Annotated in this window: 14 protein-coding genes and 1 pseudogene; 11 read left to right on the top strand and 4 right to left on the bottom strand. The window is 45.0% G+C overall.

Annotated elements, in window-relative coordinates; all coding sequences use genetic code 11:
• Nucleotides 1-592: 592 nt before the first annotated feature.
• From K4039_RS17935 to K4039_RS17925, 3 genes are all read left to right on the top strand, one after another.
• A complete protein-coding gene (locus K4039_RS17935) occupies nucleotides 593-1,171 on the top strand; it encodes a TerD family protein (RefSeq protein ID WP_265237094.1) in 579 nt (192 codons plus the stop codon).
• Nucleotides 1,172-1,190: 19 nt separating this feature from the next.
• The gene (locus K4039_RS17930) at nucleotides 1,191-1,793 is read left to right on the top strand and encodes a TerD family protein (RefSeq protein WP_265237093.1); all 603 of its coding nucleotides are present in this window, start codon (nucleotides 1,191-1,193) and stop codon (nucleotides 1,791-1,793) included.
• Between the two features lie 270 nt (nucleotides 1,794-2,063).
• Nucleotides 2,064-2,549 carry a matrixin family metalloprotease gene (locus K4039_RS17925; protein WP_265237092.1) on the top strand — a complete coding sequence of 162 codons (486 nt, stop codon included), beginning with the start codon at nucleotides 2,064-2,066 and terminating at the stop codon, nucleotides 2,547-2,549.
• 27 nt (nucleotides 2,550-2,576) lie between these two features.
• Here K4039_RS17925 and K4039_RS17920 read toward each other — a convergent pair whose 3' ends face one another.
• The 4 genes from K4039_RS17920 to K4039_RS17905 form a co-directional block, all read right to left on the bottom strand.
• Complete coding sequence (locus K4039_RS17920) at nucleotides 2,577-3,032, bottom strand: tellurite resistance TerB family protein (RefSeq protein WP_265237091.1); 456 nt, start codon at nucleotides 3,030-3,032, stop codon at nucleotides 2,577-2,579.
• A gap of 577 nt (nucleotides 3,033-3,609) precedes the next feature.
• Entirely contained in the window at nucleotides 3,610-6,222 is a 2,613-nt protein-coding gene (locus K4039_RS17915) for a chloride channel protein (protein ID WP_265237089.1), read from the bottom strand.
• A 40-nt stretch (nucleotides 6,223-6,262) separates the two neighbouring features.
• Nucleotides 6,263-6,478: a hypothetical protein gene (locus K4039_RS17910; RefSeq protein WP_265237087.1), complete on the bottom strand. Its 216-nt coding sequence runs from the start codon at nucleotides 6,476-6,478 to the stop codon at nucleotides 6,263-6,265.
• A gap of 87 nt (nucleotides 6,479-6,565) precedes the next feature.
• The gene (locus tag K4039_RS17905; RefSeq protein WP_265237085.1) at nucleotides 6,566-7,720 is read right to left on the bottom strand and encodes a DUF58 domain-containing protein; all 1,155 of its coding nucleotides are present in this window, start codon (nucleotides 7,718-7,720) and stop codon (nucleotides 6,566-6,568) included.
• Between the two features lie 284 nt (nucleotides 7,721-8,004).
• Here K4039_RS17905 and K4039_RS17900 point away from each other — a divergent pair, with 284 nt between their 5' ends.
• The 8 genes and pseudogenes from K4039_RS17900 (at nucleotide 8,005) to K4039_RS17865 (ending at nucleotide 18,743) form a co-directional block, all read left to right on the top strand.
• Complete coding sequence (locus K4039_RS17900) at nucleotides 8,005-9,285, top strand: type IV pilus twitching motility protein PilT (RefSeq protein WP_265237083.1); 1,281 nt, start codon at nucleotides 8,005-8,007, stop codon at nucleotides 9,283-9,285.
• A gap of 577 nt (nucleotides 9,286-9,862) precedes the next feature.
• Nucleotides 9,863-11,491 carry a polysaccharide biosynthesis protein gene (locus K4039_RS17895; protein ID WP_265237081.1) on the top strand — a complete coding sequence of 543 codons (1,629 nt, stop codon included), beginning with the start codon at nucleotides 9,863-9,865 and terminating at the stop codon, nucleotides 11,489-11,491.
• Between the two features lie 247 nt (nucleotides 11,492-11,738).
• Nucleotides 11,739-12,944 (top strand): glycosyltransferase, encoded by a 1,206-nt coding sequence (locus K4039_RS17890; RefSeq protein ID WP_265237079.1) that lies wholly within the window; start codon nucleotides 11,739-11,741, stop codon nucleotides 12,942-12,944.
• 424 nt (nucleotides 12,945-13,368) lie between these two features.
• Nucleotides 13,369-13,515: pseudogene (locus K4039_RS17885) on the top strand (IS1 family transposase); the annotation flags it as partial.
• 198 nt (nucleotides 13,516-13,713) lie between these two features.
• Entirely contained in the window at nucleotides 13,714-14,496 is a 783-nt protein-coding gene (locus K4039_RS17880) for a helix-turn-helix domain-containing protein (protein WP_265237077.1), read from the top strand.
• Complete coding sequence (locus tag K4039_RS17875; protein WP_265237076.1) at nucleotides 14,493-15,659, top strand: DUF1822 family protein; 1,167 nt, start codon at nucleotides 14,493-14,495, stop codon at nucleotides 15,657-15,659. The genes K4039_RS17880 and K4039_RS17875 overlap by 4 nt, the downstream gene beginning before the upstream one ends.
• A gap of 31 nt (nucleotides 15,660-15,690) precedes the next feature.
• A complete protein-coding gene (locus K4039_RS17870) occupies nucleotides 15,691-17,550 on the top strand; it encodes a CHAT domain-containing protein (RefSeq protein ID WP_265237075.1) in 1,860 nt (619 codons plus the stop codon).
• Complete coding sequence (locus K4039_RS17865; RefSeq protein ID WP_265237073.1) at nucleotides 17,547-18,743, top strand: tetratricopeptide repeat protein; 1,197 nt, start codon at nucleotides 17,547-17,549, stop codon at nucleotides 18,741-18,743. Before K4039_RS17870 ends, K4039_RS17865 begins: the two co-directional genes overlap by 4 nt.
• Nucleotides 18,744-18,998 lie beyond the last annotated feature (255 nt).

Genomic DNA, 18,998 nt, shown 5'->3' with positions numbered 1-18,998 from the left:
TTTTTAGATCGGGTAATAAGTTCGATCGGCTCGATCGGCATTTAAACCAAACTATAGCAACCGCCAAGGCTGTTAGGACATAGCATAGAAATAGTCCCAAATCCTGCGGAGCGACAGCTTCGCTGTGCCGATGCCCAAACCGTAAAATGGCGAACTCGGTCAGAAGGTCATCCCAGGGCTGGGGTTGGATGGCATGAAGAAAATCGAAGCCGCTAAAGTTTTTGGAATCAGTCGCAACACCATCGAATTGTGGCGTCGATCTGCCGAAACACGAGACTTCCAAGCTGCCTGCCCTGTGGCAACCCCCGGTAATGATCACAAACTTGGCAAAGTAGCGGCGAGTTTGTCAAACTACACAATCACAATACCCAAGCTGAGATAGCACCACTATCTGAGGCAGGGAATGATTGCTTTGTACTCAAATCTCCAAAAAATAATTAACATTTGTAATCTCTATTGACATCTGTACAGTGAGCTAATATTCTGATTATTTAAGATTTTAAATTATACGCTTCTTTTCAGCAAAGACTTAAAAAACTTTTTAAGTCCGCGCCTCCCTCACCACTTCTAAAATAAAGAGGAAGATTGAATCATGGCAGTATCTCTGACAAAAGGACAACGGGTATCGCTAGAAAAAATTTCACCCGGTCTCTCAGAAGTATTCATAGGACTGGGATGGGACGTTAAAGCTACAGACACGGGTTCTGACTTTGACCTAGACTCAGCATTGTTCCTCCTAGGTGCTAATGACAAATTAATTTCTGACAATCACTTCATTTTTTACAACAATCTCACAAGCCCCGATCCCGATAAATCCGTGCAGCACATGGGAGACAATCTCACCGGGGCCGGCGATGGGGATGATGAAGTTATCAAAATCAACCTCAAAAAAGTTCCTAATGATGTCCAAAAAATTCTTGTAACTGTCACCATCCATGAAGCACAGCAACGCCATCAAAATTTTGGTCAGGTGCACAATGCCTTCGTGCGGATCGTTAATTCCCAAACACAACAAGAAGCTGTTCGCTATGACCTTGTAGAAGATTATTCCGTAGAGACAGCGCTGATCATGGCTGAACTTTACCGGAAAGACGGCGAATGGCGTCTCAATGCAGTGGGCTCCGGTTATCAAGGTGGTTTGCAAGCATTACTCGATCGCTATAGCAGCTAAAAGCTAAAAGGTAAAACACATGGGAATTAACCTACAGAAAGGACAGCGCATCTCGCTTTCCAAAGAAGCGCCAGGGCTAACAAAACTGATCTGCGGATTAGGGTGGGATGTGGCAAAACGCTCAGGTGGGGGTTTGTTTGGGGCTTTTAGCAATGCTCCAGATTATGACCTGGATGCCTCAGCGATCTGTTTAGATAAAAATGACAAAGTGAAGGATATGGCCAATATCATTTATTTTGGCAATCTCTCCCACCGTTCAGGATCTATTACGCATCTAGGTGATAATCTAACAGGGGCTGGAGACGGGGATGACGAGCAAATTCTCGTCGATTTATCTCGGATTCCCTCAGAAATTGTCAAACTGGTTTTTACAGTTAACATTTACGATTGCATTTCGCGCAAGCAAGACTTCGGACAAGTTCAAAATGCGTTTGTGCGTTTGGTTAATCAGTCTAATAATCAAGAACTTGCAAAATATAACCTATCAGGTTCTGAATACAAAGGCATGACGGGGATGCTCATGGCAGAAATCTACAAGCATAATGATGAGTGGAAAATGGCGGCGATCGGTAACGGTGTTAAGGTTAATGGGTTACAGGAACTTGTGAAAGCCTACGCTTAACCACTCGGTCAATATCTAGATGCTTCTTACTTGCTGGAATCAGATACCGAATCAATGTCTCTGTACGATCGCCTAGACTTAACCAAACACAATCGCCAGCTAAAACTCCCGCTTTCTCAACGGATAAACCTAACTAGAACCCCGAAACTCCGCTGTCAAGGCTGTCGTTCCCCTATCCAGCCTCAGTGGGAGTTTTGCCCTTCCTGTGGAGGATTTCTAAGCGATCGGGATAGCGATTTTCGCCGTTGTATTTGGGTAGATGTATCAGGAATGGATGTCGCACCAGAAAGTAGAGAAGCGATCTTTTTCCTGTTGATGGACGCCTTCTCCAAACTCTACGGCGCGTTTAGAAGCATCAAGGTATTTTTGACCTCTGATCCCCCCGATCCCAAAGAGTGGGGCTCAGACTTTACCCATGTTTATATATTCGCGGATAATCAGCCCGTTGACTATCTCGGCGTGGCTAGTTTCAAGTATGGAATGGTGACAGATCGGGCGATTATTCGCATTGACCAAGTATTCTATGCTTCTGACAATGCCAGACTTAATGTCAATCAACAATCTAACTTAATTGCAAATACCATTGCCCATGAAATAGGACATACACTAGGACTCGATCATTCTGCACTTCCGACCGATGTCATGCACAATGGACTTGTTCATACAGTTCATAGCTTAATGCCTCCTTCATTTCATGCAGAGCAAATAAACTCAATGAACAATGCTATTCGCAAATATAAGGCTTTGAAGAATTGATTGGCATGAACCAGAAAATAGTTGAATTTAAAGGTCGAATTCCCCAGGATTAATGCCTACAGCATGGCAAGCTTCTTTGACAATCTTCTTTTCATCGCTGTCAAAATTACCATCTGCACCACCGATGATAATGCCGATTTGGATGACAGCACGACCTTGGTCTAGTTTTTTATTGAGTTTTGATATGGCTTGGATAGCCTCAATTTTACCAAAATCGAAGTCTTGTGATAGCTTCTCACAATAGAATTCAAATTTTTGCTTCAATTCCAACGCTGGAAAAATTTTGAGTGTTTCATTTGAAACTATTAGAGCCGCCGTCTTTTGTCTTTCAGCGGAATTGATAGTGCCATCAGCAGCAGCAATCAATGCACATATTGCCATTGAAGCATCAGCAAACTCATTATTTTTAAATTTGGAAATATTGGTTTGCAAAGAATCGTTAATTTTTGATACGTTCTGCTTGAATTGATCCCAAAAACTCATTTTTTCTCCTGTTTGGTGAACGAGATGTGATGTCCGTGACCGGAGTCAGAGTAATCTAAGCTGCTCTTAACTTGCCAAGCAATTGCCTGACCCTGTAAGACGCTCAAGTTTAGAGATTACACTCCTGTAGTTTATCATGTTTATTGAGATTTTAGATTAATAATAAATTATTTCGGGGTCAATTTGCAGCCGGCTGATAAATATCCGTTGCTACCCGCAGGGAACTAGGGTCATTGAATTATAGCCTTTCTCAAAAAGGTGAGGTACAGGTTTAGATTTTAGATTTTAGATTTTAGATTTTAGATTTTAGATTTTAGATTGGGGGATTCATGGATCGATCAATACCTCATGTTTGTGAGAACTGCTATAGCACATAGAACCACTTCCAGTCTATGTCCTAACCGACGAAAGCGGTTTCTATAAAGCGGACTTCAGTCCGCACTACGAACCAATGGCGAAATATGTCAATCGATCGCTCCACGATTCCTATCGTATCCGCTAGATTACTATAACAAAAACGGTTCGTATTGCGGCTAATCAACCGGATATGAGATATTTTGTGGTTCATTTTCATGCTTCAAAACGCTCTCACCAAAATCACATTGCAGTTACTTTGACGAGAAATCAGGGCTGGAATATTTCCCTGTTTCATCTGTTGCAACAATCCCTCTCGACTCGCACCCAAAATAATCACATCGCTTCCATCCTGCTTGGCATAACTCAATACTGCCGCCGACACAGAATCAGCACATACAGAAGTCGTCAAGATAGAGGCATTCACTTGGGGCTTGAGAAACTCAGCGGCAACTTTCAAGATTTCCTCGGTTGGTTCAAAGTCAGCACGATCGGCTTGGCGCTCCTCAGAAGCATCGTACACATGAAATAATCTGACTTGTGCGGTTTTGCTCATAGAAATCAATCCAGGTAGCAACCGAACTGCTTGCTGGGCATTGGGGCCGCCTGCCATTGGTACTAACCACCGCTCAAAAATTGCTCGATCGGTTAACTTCACCAACACTACTTCACAAATAGCCTGTCGAATCATAGTATCGACAACTCGACTAAAAACCCGCCCCGGTGTTTTAGTGCTGCCTTTCCACCCCATGAAGACGAGATCGATATGTCGCTCTTCGATCGTTTCGAGAATGGCACTTGACAAATCATGCGCCACTAGAATCTGGGTATGGATCGGAACTTGCCACGCTTGACACAGACGGGTTGCCTGCTTTAGTAGCTTTTGACACTCCGCCGTTTTTACTGGAGTTTCTGCAAGCGCCTCATGTCTTGGCACAACAATCACCTGCAAACATTCAATTTCATAGTTGCGATCGCGGGCAATTGCCACTGCCATTTCTAACAGCGTCAGGGATGTTTTTGGATTGCTCAACGGCACGAGGATGCGCCCTTGTCCCGTTTCTGGCGATTTGGTTTGGTGAACGATCCGAGCTCGTTCTACCTTTGGTTGAGCGAGATTTTCGTTGTTGAGATAGGCTGCTTCAACGCGAATAATATCGCTGCGGGTAATAATACCGACCAATCGCCGTCCTTCTACGACTGGTAAGCTATGGAGATTGTGTCGATCGAGCAAATGCAGCACATAAGCAAGCGTATCTTCTGGGTTAATGCGAACAGGCTCTGGTGTCATCAACTCGCTGACAAGATTCTCACCATTCAATCCTCGTGCAGAAAAGTTGGCAATATCCTTTTGAGTTACAATGCCGACAAGCTTGCCGCTTTCTACCACCGGAAACGTGCGGTGGGAAGACACAGAAAATGCCTGTAACGCTTCTTCCAGCCGAATTAGACTAGAAAGCGTTTCTACTTTCGGCTGCATCACATTCAATGCAGTTAAATCTGTCCAAGGATCTTGAGCGCTCGTTTCTTTCGTCAGGTGAATGCCTTTAAAGGCCAGCAAGCGATCGTAAAGCGAACCCTCATCAAGCAATTCTGCAATCAGATAAGAAGTCACAGATACGATCATCAGCGGCAACACTAAATTAAAGTCAGTCGTCATCTCAAACACCAGGATTACCGCAGTAATCGGAGTGCGAGCAACCGCACAGAAAAATGCCGCCATCCCCACCCGTGCATAAGTGGTTGCCAGACTTAAACCCAAAACTTGGTGTTCCGCGACTCCTACGAGGTATCCTAACGCTGCACCGAGTACCATGCTGGGAATCAGCAACCCGCCCGGTGCGCCAGAACCGTAGGTGACGACGATCAGAAAAAAGTGGATGCAAAAGACGATCGCCACGAGTTGCCAGTCTGCATTTCCGGTTAATAGCAATTCTTTGAGTCCGGCATTGTCTCGAAATATATCTGGTAAGGCAGCGAGTGCAATTCCCGTAATCAGCCCAGCAAATCCGATGCGCCAGGGTAAGCTGACACGGAAAAAGCGGCGGTACAACGTCAAACTTGTCAGGATTGAGCGATTGAACAGCACGCCAAGTCCGCCTGCTAGGATTCCTAGCAGCAGGTAAAAGGGAATCTCAGCAGCAGAAAAGCTGGTATTAAAGACAACAAGATGCAGGTCTAAATCGAGATTGTGCGAACCACTGATCCGAGCGACAACTGACCCGATGAACGAAGCCAGGATCGCGGTTCCCAAGGTGATTCCAGACACGTCTTGCAACAGTTCTTCGACCACAAATAAAACACCTGCGATCGGCGCGTTAAAGGCGGCTGCAAGTCCCGCTCCGGCCCCGGCTGCGAGGATCTGACGGCGATGGTCGGGTGAAGTTGGAAACCATCGACTCAGTTGACTCGCTAACGCTGCCCCAATCTGTACTGTCGGGCCTTCTCGTCCGAGGGGTATGCCGGCAGCGAGTATGAGGGTGGCGCTGACCAACTTCACTAGGGCAATTCGTAAATTCAAAGGCATCGGAACGTTGGCGAGTACCGCCTTGACTTCGCTCATGCCACTCCCGCTGGCGGCCGGAGCCAGGCGATCGACTATGAATCCAGACAAGAATCCGCCTAGGGCCCCGATCAAGGGCAGCGCAATATAGGCCGGGATTAAATGCGTTGCCTGCTGCCGCCAGCCGCCGAGCCAACCTACTCCTTGTGCCAACAGTAGCGCAGCCAGTCCTGACACTAGCCCAATCAGGCAGGCTTCAAAAATCGCCAATCGCTTGGGACGCAACAGTTGATGGGAAAAGCGACTCCAGATAAGTTTTCCGATGCGTATCATTTTGCCTTTGGGAAAAGTGCAGACGTTGACGATCCTCCGGTTAAAGCAGCGGTTTGGGGGATGGTGGATTGAGACCCGCAGGCTGCTCGGTGGGCGATCGCCAAAGCTGTTGTGGGTGATGCCTAAACCAGTAGTCTATCGTAATGCCACCCACGAACAACAGCAGCAATAAATATAGTTCTGTTCGCCCAAAAATAAAGTTTGAGCGATCGCCGGAAGAAAAATTTCTCTCTTTGTCATCAAATTCGTCTTTCATATTTCTGTACACAAAACTATAAAAAGGCTCCCATTCTGAGTAAAGCGGCTCCGATCTTCATTCTTAACGATCCTAGCGTTTAAAAGTCTAGGAGACGCTTGCTTGTAACTGAAGTTCTAACGGTCGGTCGGAGCGAATTTCTAAGCCCGGTAAATCGTGTTTTACTAATATTTTTTCGTCTGTTTCAGCAGTGGCGCTCGGCCACAGTACCCAGCGGCTGCCTTGGGAAAGAGTGCTTAAACTGGCAGCGTTTTGAGTCAGCCAAATTATCGACAGTTTCGATCGATTCTCGATCGCCTCTTCCCCAGCATTAACCGCGGCTAAAGTTTCCAAAACTACCCGGTTCCCCGATACGAGTCCGGTTCCGGCAGTCCAAAGTTTGACGTTTAACAGGCGCTTGCTAGCATAGAAGTAAAGAGAAGCTGCTACTGTCACGGCTCGTTCAAATTCCTTTGCTTCCCACATGGCACCGCTGTCGAGAGCAATAATAATTTCTTGACCGCCGGCGGCAACTTCTAACTCTCTCACCCGCAGTTCTCCGTAGCGGGCGCTGGTGCGCCAGTGAATCAGGCGGGTGGGGTCTCCGTGGCGGTAAGGTCTGAGGTTGCGGGTGAGGCCTTCGGTAGCAGTTTGCGATCGACTGCGATTGTACAATTGCGGGCTGTCTTCTTGACCGATGCGATCGATCAAAGGACAAGTGCTCAACGGCAAAACCAGCGGGTAGACAACCGCTACCGCTTTCGCCGGACGGCTGCGGCGGCACCAAAACAACCCTAAAGGCGCAGCCGTTCTCAAGTGCACCTCTTGCCAGCGATAGATACCGCGCTGCTGGGCTTCTATATAGTATGTATCCCTGTATGTACTGTTAGGCTCTATGACTTCGATCGGGCGGACGACCTCTTTTCCCAATACAAACGGCAAGATGTCTACTACTTGCAACAAAGTTTTAGGTTGGCGATCGCGATTTTCGATTTCTAGTTCGATCGTAATTTTATCCCCCGCACTCACTGGTTCGATCGGGCGACGGCGGACTTCCAAGGAACGAAGCGATTTTGCCGGCAAAACCGCCGCTACTACCAACAACGCCAAACTCCCACCGCTTAGTGCGTACAGCCACCCAGCCATTGTATTAGTAGCAGAACCAAAAAAGAAAACCGTCATTCCCGATAGCAGCCAACCCGCGTAGGCGGGAGTAACAGCGCGATTTTCGAGCCAGTCGGCAATTTTTTGAATGATGTTCATACAAGTTAAAACTGTTAATTGCTCGATCGCCCACCAAGCCTAATTGTAAAATATTTTCACCATTTAGCACCGAATTAGCAAGCGAGCGATTAGATTAGAAATCGGGCATTTTTTCGCAATAAATCTACATTGACCCCGCCCAAAAACGGATACCGTGCCACGTACACTCAATCACGGTCGATCCCCAAATTTTAGACTAAGAGTTCCTGCTCCCAGATTAATCTGTGGAGTAAATCTAAAATCTAAAATCTAAAATCTAAAATAGACTGACTGGAGACCAAAAAATGAACCCATTAAACAATCCTACACCTGTTCGACCAGACGCTCAAGCCCGCCGCACACCGCCGCCTCCGCCGCCCTTGGGTGTAACACCCGCCCATCCTGCACCCCCACCGAGTGCGTCCCCCTCGGCCCAGCAGCGTCCTGTTGAGACTCCCGTCAGTACGATCGAACAAATGGTCAGAGATGCCCATAGCGCCGGTGCTTCCGACATTCATGTTCGAGTCGGCCAAGTACCTAGATTTCGGATTCGGGGCGTGATGCAAATAGCAACCAGCCACCCGAAAGTAACACCAGAAATTTTTGAACACTACTTAGCTGAAATTCTCAGCCCCGAACAACGAACACAGTTTACTAATACCAAAGAATTAGATGCAGCAATTTTTTACCCAGGCTTCGTGCGCTGTCGTGTCAATTGTTTTGATTCCCTCAGCGGTGGTGCCATAGTATTGCGGTTGATCAGTTTGGAAATACCGACTATCGATTCCTTGAGGTTGCCAGAAGCTCTCAAAAATATCATTTTGCGATCGCAGGGATTAATATTAGTTACAGGGCCTACCGGTTCGGGAAAATCAACAACAGTAGCTGCGATGATCGACCATCTTAACCAGATGGAACAGAAGCACGTAGTTACAATTGAAGACCCGATCGAATTTATTCACCCTTCCAAAAAATGCTTAGTTAGCCAGCGGGAAGTCGGCTTGCATACCCACGAGTTTCAACAGGCTTTGCGGGCAGTTTTGCGGGAAGACCCCGATGTAATCCTGATCGGAGAAATGCGCGATCGCGTTACCATCAATACAGCCCTGCAAGCAGCTCAAACAGGTCACTTAGTAATTGGAACCCTCCACACTCGCAGCGCCATTAACGCTATCAACCGATTGTTGAACCTCTACCCGCCCGAAGAACAACAGGCGATGCGGATTCAAATTTGCGATTCTTTAGTAGCGGTAGTTGCCCAACTTTTGCTGCCAACTGTTGACAACCGCCGCGTCGCAGTTCACGATATTTTAGTGAATACGCCAGCTATGCAGGAATACTTGATGAAAGGTGCTGATGATGAAGCTTTCCGGTTGATGGAAACTGACACCTACGAAGGAATGCAGATTATCAACCAGGGGCTTTACAAATTAGTGCTTGAAGGCAGAGTGACCATCGAAGAAGCGGCTAAAACTTCTCCCGAAGCCAGCGATTTAGACCGTCGTTTGCGGACAGGAGGCTACGATCCTGCCTCGGCTCGCGAGTTTGAAGGCAGCAAAAAAGAGCGCAGCGTTCGCGCCCGGTAGCAACACACATACAGGGGTAGGCACAGCAGCACTACCCCTGCGATCGGGTAGCAATCTTTTGGGCCGACCGAAATATTTGGCGCTGTTGTGCCTATACTTACTTAAATTAACTATATTTAGTATCAAAAAAAACACTGTATTTAAGTAGTCAAAGGCTAGAAAATCAATTTCAAGTATATTTTTAAGCTTTTTTAACGCCGCCTACTTTACATTAACTTTAAAATTGCGTGAAAAATCGCAGGGAATTGCAAAGAAATAGTAAAGATTAGTCCTGAGTATTGCCAACAGCCAGCAACTTAAGTTTATAGTTGTAGTGATCAATTTTTGACCGATCGCGTTCCGACTTAGCCGATCGCAAAAGTAAGCAGGTTAAAAAAGCGCTTAATAAAACTACAAGTAGGCTTAATACAAGTAATTTACTAGGAGAACCGATTGCCTGCCTTTCCAATTAAGTCGCTTTCAGTCTAAAAACATCCTAAAATCCAGCAGACTTTTAAAGATTCTGTCCCTTGAAAATCTGTTTAAAAACTTTGAATCAGCAACGGTATTTCTAGAATTTACAGGAGCAAAGAACGTCATGAGTGCATTTAACCTCTCAGAAATGTTTAAAGGTGCCAGCAAAGCTGAAATAATCGATCGCATCCAGCAGCTAGTTCCCCCAGGTTCCCCGGAACCGCAAGATCCTGAAATCCTAGCAGTCTTACAAAGTCTCACCGCAAAGCTAATCGCCGCCTATCAAGCCGACGGACAACTAGAAAGCGAACCTTTTAGCGACGTGCGCGATCGCACCGTTCACCTCTACGCCTCCGCAGTCAGCAGCAAAATCAAAGGAAAAACCATTCTCGTAACCGGGGGAGAAGGATGCGTCGGCGGTTTCTTAATCGAAAAACTCCTCGAATTAGGCGCAACTAAAATCATTTCCGTAGACAAAGCCCGATGTCAAAACCCCGAAGAAACTCTCCCGCACTTTAACAAAGAAGGTGCAGTAACTTTCTATGCCGCCGACATTCGCAACTTCGAGGCGCTGAAACACATATTTGACATAGAAAAACCAGACATTGTTTTTCACCTAGCAGCCCAACGCCAACCAGGACTAGCTGAAATCCAAATCCGAGAAACAGTGACAACCAGCCTATTAGGATGCCAACACGTCATCCAACTCTGCGAAGAATACGGCGCAGAACACTGCATCTTCTCTTCCACAGGCAAAACATCTCGATATTTTACAACCGAAGTTTACGCAGCCTCCAAAAAGTTTGCCGAATGGCAATTTGCCAAAGCAGCTCAAGTAGGAGATGTAACTTACGGGATGGTTCGCTTTACTCATATGTTGGAAAATAGCTTGTTCTGCGAGCAAATGTCCAAAAAAGTAGAGCAAAGTAAAACAGTCAACGTTCACGCTCCCCACCGCTATGTAACCGCTCAAAATCTGATCGAAGCCGTACATTTATTACTGAATGCGCTGATTGTTTCCGTTCCCGGAAAACTGAAATTTGTCGCCGTTTCCAATCTCGGATGGCCGACAGAAACCCTGGAAGTCGCTCTTTATAAAATTCTTGAGTCAGGAAACAATCTGCCGATTTATTTTCAAGGACTTTTACCGGGCTACGAAGAACCGTTTTTCCTCGGACAGTTTGACTGGAACAAACCGACAGATATTCACCTCCTAATTAATGTTCTGGAAGATCCTTTTAGAATTGTTGACGATGCTGGCGACATGGTGACTGTAGAATTAGCTCCTTTTTCTTTGCGCGTGTTAGATAAACAAGTGTCGAACCTGGAAAGCTTAATCAGCGATCCAGATTTCCCGGAAGTGCAAATCAAGCACGCTTTAGTCGCAGCGGAAAAAGAAGTGATTGCTTCCTCTTTTGCGTGGAGTTCCCCTCAAGATTTGTTGAAGATTTTGCAGTGGGGCATCAATCCCAAGAAATTGCAAGGTTACGGAACAGAAATTTCTGACTACAGGGAGATTATCGAACTCCTTCTGCAAGGAATGTACGGGCGGCTTAACCAAGAAATCTTGAACAGTGCTGGAGTTACTGCTGATGAATTTGATGACTTAGTTGAGAGTCTTTCTACACTGGATTCTATTCAAGCAGAAGTGGGATATTTGCGATCGATGTCGAGATATCTCAGAGAATTTGTACTCCCCGCACAGTTAACCCAAAAAAAATATGAACCTGTTCCTGTCCGCGAAGCAGCTTAGCTTGAAAAGTTGTAGAGATTGCTTCGTTGTTTTTCATTGATTAACAGCAGAACACCTCGAAACCCGGTATCTCAAAGATACCGGGTTTCTCAAGTAGTTTGAGATTAAATTGATCTACTTAATATTTGTCATAATCGACATTATATGATAGTTTAGATAGCGTTACTCCTTGAGTTGACAAAGGTACAATTTGATTAAATCAACTCAATGACCGCAGCAAATAAAATAAAATTAAGGTACTAGAATTGTGCAAATTAATCAGCTAGCGTTCCTATTTATTGATATTGTACTTTTGACGATCGCCCTAATCCTGCTAATTCCCGTTGCAGTTCTATTCCTAGAATGCAGTGCAGCTTTTTTGTCCAGCCTCCGCCCCACAGCCGAAACTCAAGAACCGCGCCCCAAAGTGGCGGTGTTAATTCCCGCCTACAACGAAGCAGCAGGAATTGGTGCCACCATCTCCACCATATTGCCGCAGCTAACACCTCAAGACCGCCTGTTAGTGATTGCTGACAACTGCACGGATGATACGGCAGAAATCGCCCGTAACTGTGGTGCAAGTGCGATCGAGCGCCACGACACAGAACGCAAGGGGAAGGGATACGCACTGGATTTTGGCTTACAGTCGATCGCCTCAGACCCCCCAGAAGTAGTGATCATGGTTGACGCCGACTGCATCTGTGGGCCAGACGCGATCGAGAAATTAGCCCGGATTGCGATCGCCGAACAAAGGCCAGTCCAAGCCACATATTTAATGGAACAGCCGCCCAATCCTACTCCAAAAGATTCCATTTCTGCCTTAGCATTTCTAGTGAAAAACTTAGTCCGGCCCAGCGGATTAAAACAGTTAGGATTCCCCTCATTGCTAACAGGTACGGGGATGGCTTTTCCCTGGTTAATCATTCGAGATGTTCCTTTAGCCAGTAGCAATATCGTTGAAGATATGCAAATGAGTTTGGATTTGGCGATCGCCGGACATCCAACCGTATTCTGCCCCGAAGCCAGAGTCACAGGGTGTTTGCCGCAGCAACAGCAAGTAGCTAAAACTCAAAGAACCAGATGGGAACACGGACACTTGCAAACCTTACTAACTCAGACTCCCAGGCTAGCGACAGCCTCCGTTGAGCAACAACGTTTTGACTTAATGGCGATCGCCCTTGACTTGTCCATCCCTCCCCTATCGCTTTTAGTCGCTATCTGGCTAGCCGCTTTTGCCGCCTCCATACTAGCAGCAATCATCGGAACATCCCCGATTCCTGCTATCTTGTTAGCAGTACAAGGACTGCTAATTTTAGTTTCAATTGTCAGCGCTTGGGCAAAATTTGGGCGTGCCGATATTTCCGGTGCAACTCTTTTATCCGTACCTTTTTACATCCTTTGGAAAATTCCTTTATATCTGGGTTTTATCCTGAAGCGGCAAACCAAATGGGTGCGAACAGAACGCGATGTTTAGAAACTTTATGGACTGACAACCAAATCAACAGAGTTTTTTTGAGTGCTCAGAAACCGCGTTTTTTAACAAAAATATTTGCTGAGAACCCCATAAGGTTCAGATCAGGTCTCGATTCTTCAAGGTGAAGCTTAACAGTTGACAGTTGACAGTTGACAGTTGACAGCGAAGTTTTTAGGCTGGGGGTTAAATCCCCTGCCTAAAAACAATCCACCTAAAGCTGAGGGCTTAAATCCCCTGTGCTTTGGTCAAAAAGCACTGATGATTCACAATCTGTGAAGTCATACAGATAGAAACAGAAGAATTGATTGCCGACGCAATGTGGTCATTCGTCGCAAAACAACGAAAATTTTTATAGTAGAGGAGTTATATTATTTCCGGTGCCACCGGAAACGATCTAACTTCAGAAATTCACCGTCAAATCGGCAAAGATAACACCCAGAGGCTAGAACGAATTAACCCGATTGTGCGACAACTTTCAGGGCGATGGCATCGGCGACAGCAGAAATTTGCCAAAATTTGGGAACAGATAAAGGTGATGGAGAGGCTGATGGTCAGCTATTTCAACCGCATAGTTCTTTGATGCACGAGCACTGGCTTGATGGGCGATCGACCTATTTACAAAACTTTACCTACAAAAAAAAACAGCCACATCGACCGCACAGCAAAGGTTTCAAGCACAGTCACAAAAAAAACTTGGAAATTTCGCAAAAAAAATCCTAACTCAACCTGATAAATAAGTGTAGGAACAAAGTTGCGGCCGCACTTAACTATGAATGATCAATCCCACCCCTCCGAGGGGGAAGACCAGTTATCCGACGATTCTGATGCTGCTGGGGGCTCAGGAAAATCTGGAAATTGCGATCGAGATTCCGCCCAGCAGCAAATCCTCGAACTCGTCATCGAAGCTTGTAAGCATCCCGTGGGTAGTCTCCGGCGAAGTCGTTTCTTGAATAAACTGATTCGAGAGATTATCAAATCCGGCAAACTCTGGAAAGAAAACACACCTCACTACGAAGAGGCATTGCACAAGACATGGATCTATCTTTCTGGCAATTTATGTGAAGCTACCACAGCAAAACAAGCTTACAATCCCGAAATAAGTCAGATTACCACCTGGTTAAATCCCTATCTCAAAAAGCGGCTGTTAGATTGTCATCTGAAGCAACAACAAGAAAGGGCAAGACACATACAAAATCCAATAGCCTCTTTAGAGGAATTATCAAACCGAGAGGATATCAAATACAATGAAAATCTGAAAGCCAATCCAGATGTCAGTTTCTATTTAGACGAACTTTTAGAATGGATAGAAACCGATCCCAATGACGAATTAAAAAACAGACACGTCAGAGGAAAGCCGCAGATAAATTGCCAAGTTTTATTGCAGCGCAAGTGTTTGTATGGTCAAACTATTCAAGAGATTGCCAAAGAGTTTGGGTGCGCCCCTTCCACCTTATATCAATTGCTCAACAATGACTGTCGCCATCTGCTGCAAAATTTTTCCGAAAATCAAGGATATCAAACTTTCAACATACCAGGAGTGCCGGAACAATGAACTATGAAAACCTTTCAAATCTCGAACCTTTGCCCATGCCAATCACTCAAAGTTCACTACAACTTGCTCGACAATTTGCCGCCCAACAGCGCCACCCGCAAAGACAAGAGCAAGTTTATTTCAATACTTTGGCAGTGCTGGCAGTTCACGATTACCTGCAAATCTTGAATATTGAAACTGATTTGACTGAGTGCGATAGCTGGAATCCCGCAATGCGCTTGTTTACAGATGCGGCAGATTTGTATATCAAAGGATTGGGTAAAATTGAATGCCGTCCCGTTAGAAATCTGCATCAAAATCAAGCAACAGCTAATGACAATTTGTCAGCAAATTCTCCTGTAAATTGCCCAGTTCCCCTGGAAGCTAGGGCTGATCGTATCGGTTATATTGCCGTAGCCATTGATGAAAATGAAAAAGCAGCGAAATTGCTTGGTTTTTCTCCGACTGCGGAAACGGGCGAATTAGTATTGAACGAATTACATTCTCTTGACGATTTTTTAGTAAATCTAGAACGTTTGTTTGACGCTAAAGTTGACCTAAATCAGTGGTTGATGAATGTATTTAATCCTGATTGGCAACCTTTCGAGGCAATATTTAACCCTGAACCATTGGAGGATTCGCCCGGTGCAATCGAAAATCCAATTCCGTCAAAATTGGGTAATTGGTTTAAGAATATTGTTGAAACAGGTTGGCAGAAATTTGACCAAGGTAAGCAAAATTTAGAAGAAACAATTTTTCCTGATCAGCATCCAAATTTTGCATTCCGAAGTAGTGGAAATTCGAGACAAAATTTATCATTATCAGGGGGACAAGCCAGCCTCCAGCATAGATTTCCCGAAGCGGATGTTGCGAGGGCTAGATTGATTGATTTGGGAATGCAGTTGGGTAGGACAACTGTGGCTTTGTTGGTGGCGATCGCCCAACAGAGCGATCGCACTGTCAGAGTTCATGTCCAGTTGCATCCGGCGATCGGACAACGCTACCTCCCACCCCATACTAAACTCTCGTTAATATCCGATACTGGAAAAATTTTACACAAAAGTGAATCAACGGTTCAAGATTTGTGTATTTTGCTGAAAGATTTTGAGGTAGAACCCGAAGAGAGCTTTAGCATCCGAGTAGCAATAGATGATTTGAGCATAACAGAAAATTTTGTGGTATGATTTTGAAAATCACTACACTCGCCTCCAATTTATGAGTAAGAGTATTATATTGGTTTTGGCTTCTGGGACTTTAGGGAACGGTTTTGCTCACGTCACAGCGGAACTCAAAGAATCGGAAAAAACCAGAATTAAATTTTCAGGAAGCTTGCCACCAGCGCCGGAAATTGCGCTACTGCATGACAAATGGAAAATGATATGTAATGCTCTTAAACCTCGGAGCCATGATCCTCGGATCAAGGTAAAATCCACGGGTGTTACAAACATTTCTGAGGATAAACCTGAAGCCGTATATAGGAACTTGCGGGAACACATGAAAAAGTGGCTGGAGTCTGACGAATTTTGTAGAAAAATTGAGTCAAAACTCAGAACGCACATCGGCAATGTATCTGAATGTTTTAAAATATTTTTAGAAATAGACAAGCCTGAAATTTGGGAGTTACCTTGGGATGTGTGGGCATTTCGCGAAGATTACGCCAACTGCGAAATAATTCCCACTTCGTCAGAATATGGCAAGAAAAATCAACATAAAACCACAGCAGACATAGCTCAACCTTCTCAAGGGAGAATTTTATGTATTGCTGGGAATAGCAAGGGAATTGATATTGATAAAGATCAAATAATTATACAAAAAAGTTTGGGCGAGCTTTGCGATTTACAGTTTCTCCAAGAGCCAACTCCTCAAGAATTGCATGATGAGCTTTTTGATGATAAAGGCTGGCAAGTTTTCTTTTTTGCGGGACACAGCAACAGCGACAATAATGCTACTAACGGAGTGCTGTATATCAATCAAAATCCTGATCACAATAGTATTAAAGTAGAAGATTTAAAATCTGGTTTAAAAAGAGCTATTAATAAAGGCTTGCAGTTGCTGATTTTCAACTCTTGTTCGAGCTTGGGAATTGCGACGGATATAGTTGCTGAGGGTTTAGATTTACCGTCGATAATTGTGATGCGCGCGCCGCTACCTGATGTAGTTGCTCAAGATTTTGTGAAGTCTTTATTCACATATTTGGCTGCGGGAGAGCTTTTATTTTTAGCTGTGCGAAAAGCTAAGAATGACTTGCAGAAATGGGATTCTCAATTTCCGGGTGCGAGTGGAATTCCTATGCTGTGTCAGCATCCGACGTTTGAGGAGTTTGTTTTACCGCAGCCGGAAGCCGATCGCCCTGTCGTACCTACAACAGATCCTGTAACTGCCAATCGCCCTCCAAGCTACCCACAATTTACCATTTCCACTAAATTTATGCAGCGTACCAGTATCAGTTTAGCTGGTTTGGCGATCGGCTATCCATTGATCGGGCAGAATCTGGCATCTGCGATCAATACATTTGGGATGGAAAACCACCGTAGTAATCAATTTTTAATCGCGAAAGCTTCATACAATCTAGCTGTATTAATCAATCCTACTAACGGCGAGCCTTACTATAACTTATCCGAACTTTGCAAAGACTTAAGCGATCGCAAATGCGAGCGAGAATCAATGCAAAGTGCAGTCTGGCTGGGAATTCCTGAAGCTCACGCTCAAATATCTAAATCGTTTCTGCGGGAAAATAAACCTGAAGACGCTTTAAAGGCGATCGCACTTTGCTTTCAAAATGCTAAACAGGATGGAGTCAAATCAGCTTGTTTCAAGAATCGCGGCTGGGTGCGCTTGAACCAAAAGCGATACGATTCAGCGGAACCAGATTTAAGACAAGCAATATCTCTCAGCAATAAGACTCCAGAAGCTCATTGCCTTTTAGCGCAGGTACTGGAAGCTAAAGGAAAACCACAAGAAGCACTGACACATTGGGAAGAAACACTGAAATCTGCCAATTCCAGGATACCAGCACAAGATGAATGTATCCAAATGGCAAAGGAACGTTTACCAAAAACAGGAAAAACTAAATGAAAAAACGGACGACTGTTATTATGGGTGCAAGCGCGATCGCATTTACGTTAATTGCGATCGATATTTTGCCTCATCCCCACTTCGGAAGTGACACCAATTTATCCAAAATATCCGCTAACAATCTAATAATTTCCTCAGCAATCGCAGCAACGACAAGAATACCCAACGGACAAATCCTGAATATTAGCGGGGAAGTGCAGCTACAACGTCAAGATGGCAGAAATATTCGCCCGACAGCCGGTACACCGATTTATCCGGGCGACAAACTGCAAACTGCACAAAATGGACAAATTACGATTCAATGTGCAGATTTAGGAATTAAGTCAATTAAATCGGGCGAAAATCAATTAAATAGCTGTTTGTTGGCTAGCGACAAGTCGAAGTCTGAGTGCAATAAAAACTTAATTAGATGTCCCGATCGCGGTGATGATAAAATTGCTTGGAATAACGCGCCAATTCCTTATATAATCAGTCCGAGACGGACGCAATTGCTGGGAAATAAGCCAACTTTGCGCTGGAATCCGGTTGCGGGTGCGACTAGCTATAAGTTGAGCATCCTCGAAAAAAATGCGAAGTTAAATTGGGAAATGACGGTTAAGGGTACTGAGGCGGTGTATCCGGGGGAACCGGTGCTGAAACCGGGTGTTAAGTACCGATTGATTGTGGAGACGAATACGGGGGTTTCTTCGGAAAGTCCGCTGTCAGAGGGAGATTCAGAGTTTAGTTTGTTGGATGAGAAGGAGGTTGAGAGGGTTAAGGAGGCTGTGGGGGCGATCGAGCAACAGGTACAAAATGCAGCGAGTCAGAAATTGGCGATCGCACAGGTTTATCGTAGCGCAAACTTGATTGCCGAAGCAATAGAAATCCTGGAAAGCTTACCAGCAGCGGGAGTTGAGACAGCGCCAATTTACCGGAAGTTGGGAGAAATGTATCAAGGGCGATCGCAACTAATGCCGCAGGCTGAAATATACTATAAAAGGGCGATCGATAAAGCTAAACCAGACGATATCGAAGAGCTAACCGATGCGCGTTACGGTTTAGCACAAGTTTATTCATCCATGCGGAATTATCCCGAAGCGATACAGTATTTGAAGTTAGCAAAAGAGGGATATCAAACTTTAAAAGACTTACTAATGGTGGAAAAGATAGGGAAGCAATTGCAAGATGCCCAAAGGAGGAAAGATAGGCAATAGTATTACTGAATTTGCGATCACCCAGAATTTGTAGGGGCGGGTTCACCGTTGATTTTGTTGCCCATAAACAATCTGAATAAACCCGCCCCCACCCCACCAATCACCCCAAAAAACCGAATTTACGATCGCAAAAACCCAAATTTGTAGGGGCGGGTTCACCGTTGATTCTGTCACCAACAAAGAATCTGAATAAACCCGCCCCTACAAATTTGGGTTTTTGCGATCGTAAATTCGGTTTTTTGGGGTGATTGGTGG

The sequence above is a fragment of the Lyngbya sp. CCAP 1446/10 genome (assembly GCF_026130175.1).
In the GTDB taxonomy this organism is placed as follows: domain Bacteria; phylum Cyanobacteriota; class Cyanobacteriia; order Cyanobacteriales; family Microcoleaceae; genus Microcoleus.
Note: the sequence above shows the minus strand (reverse complement) of the source record. Positions and strands in the feature narration are given on the sequence as shown.

Bases quoted from the DNA above. Each gene is read 5' to 3' on its own strand.
- K4039_RS17935 (WP_265237094.1), top strand. From the start codon at position 593: ATGGCAGTATCTCTGACAAAAGGACAACGGGTATCGCTAGAAAAAATT.
- K4039_RS17930 (WP_265237093.1), top strand. From the start codon at position 1,191: ATGGGAATTAACCTACAGAAAGGACAGCGCATCTCGCTTTCCAAAGAA.
- K4039_RS17925 (WP_265237092.1), top strand. From the start codon at position 2,064: ATGGATGTCGCACCAGAAAGTAGAGAAGCGATCTTTTTCCTGTTGATG.
- K4039_RS17920 (WP_265237091.1), bottom strand. From the start codon at position 3,032: ATGAGTTTTTGGGATCAATTCAAGCAGAACGTATCAAAAATTAACGAT.
- K4039_RS17915 (WP_265237089.1), bottom strand. From the start codon at position 6,222: ATGATACGCATCGGAAAACTTATCTGGAGTCGCTTTTCCCATCAACTG.
- K4039_RS17910 (WP_265237087.1), bottom strand. From the start codon at position 6,478: ATGAAAGACGAATTTGATGACAAAGAGAGAAATTTTTCTTCCGGCGAT.
- K4039_RS17905 (WP_265237085.1), bottom strand. From the start codon at position 7,720: ATGAACATCATTCAAAAAATTGCCGACTGGCTCGAAAATCGCGCTGTT.
- K4039_RS17900 (WP_265237083.1), top strand. From the start codon at position 8,005: ATGAACCCATTAAACAATCCTACACCTGTTCGACCAGACGCTCAAGCC.
- K4039_RS17895 (WP_265237081.1), top strand. From the start codon at position 9,863: ATGAGTGCATTTAACCTCTCAGAAATGTTTAAAGGTGCCAGCAAAGCT.
- K4039_RS17880 (WP_265237077.1), top strand. From the start codon at position 13,714: ATGAATGATCAATCCCACCCCTCCGAGGGGGAAGACCAGTTATCCGAC.
- K4039_RS17875 (WP_265237076.1), top strand. From the start codon at position 14,493: ATGAACTATGAAAACCTTTCAAATCTCGAACCTTTGCCCATGCCAATC.
- K4039_RS17870 (WP_265237075.1), top strand. From the start codon at position 15,691: ATGAGTAAGAGTATTATATTGGTTTTGGCTTCTGGGACTTTAGGGAAC.
- K4039_RS17865 (WP_265237073.1), top strand. From the start codon at position 17,547: ATGAAAAAACGGACGACTGTTATTATGGGTGCAAGCGCGATCGCATTT.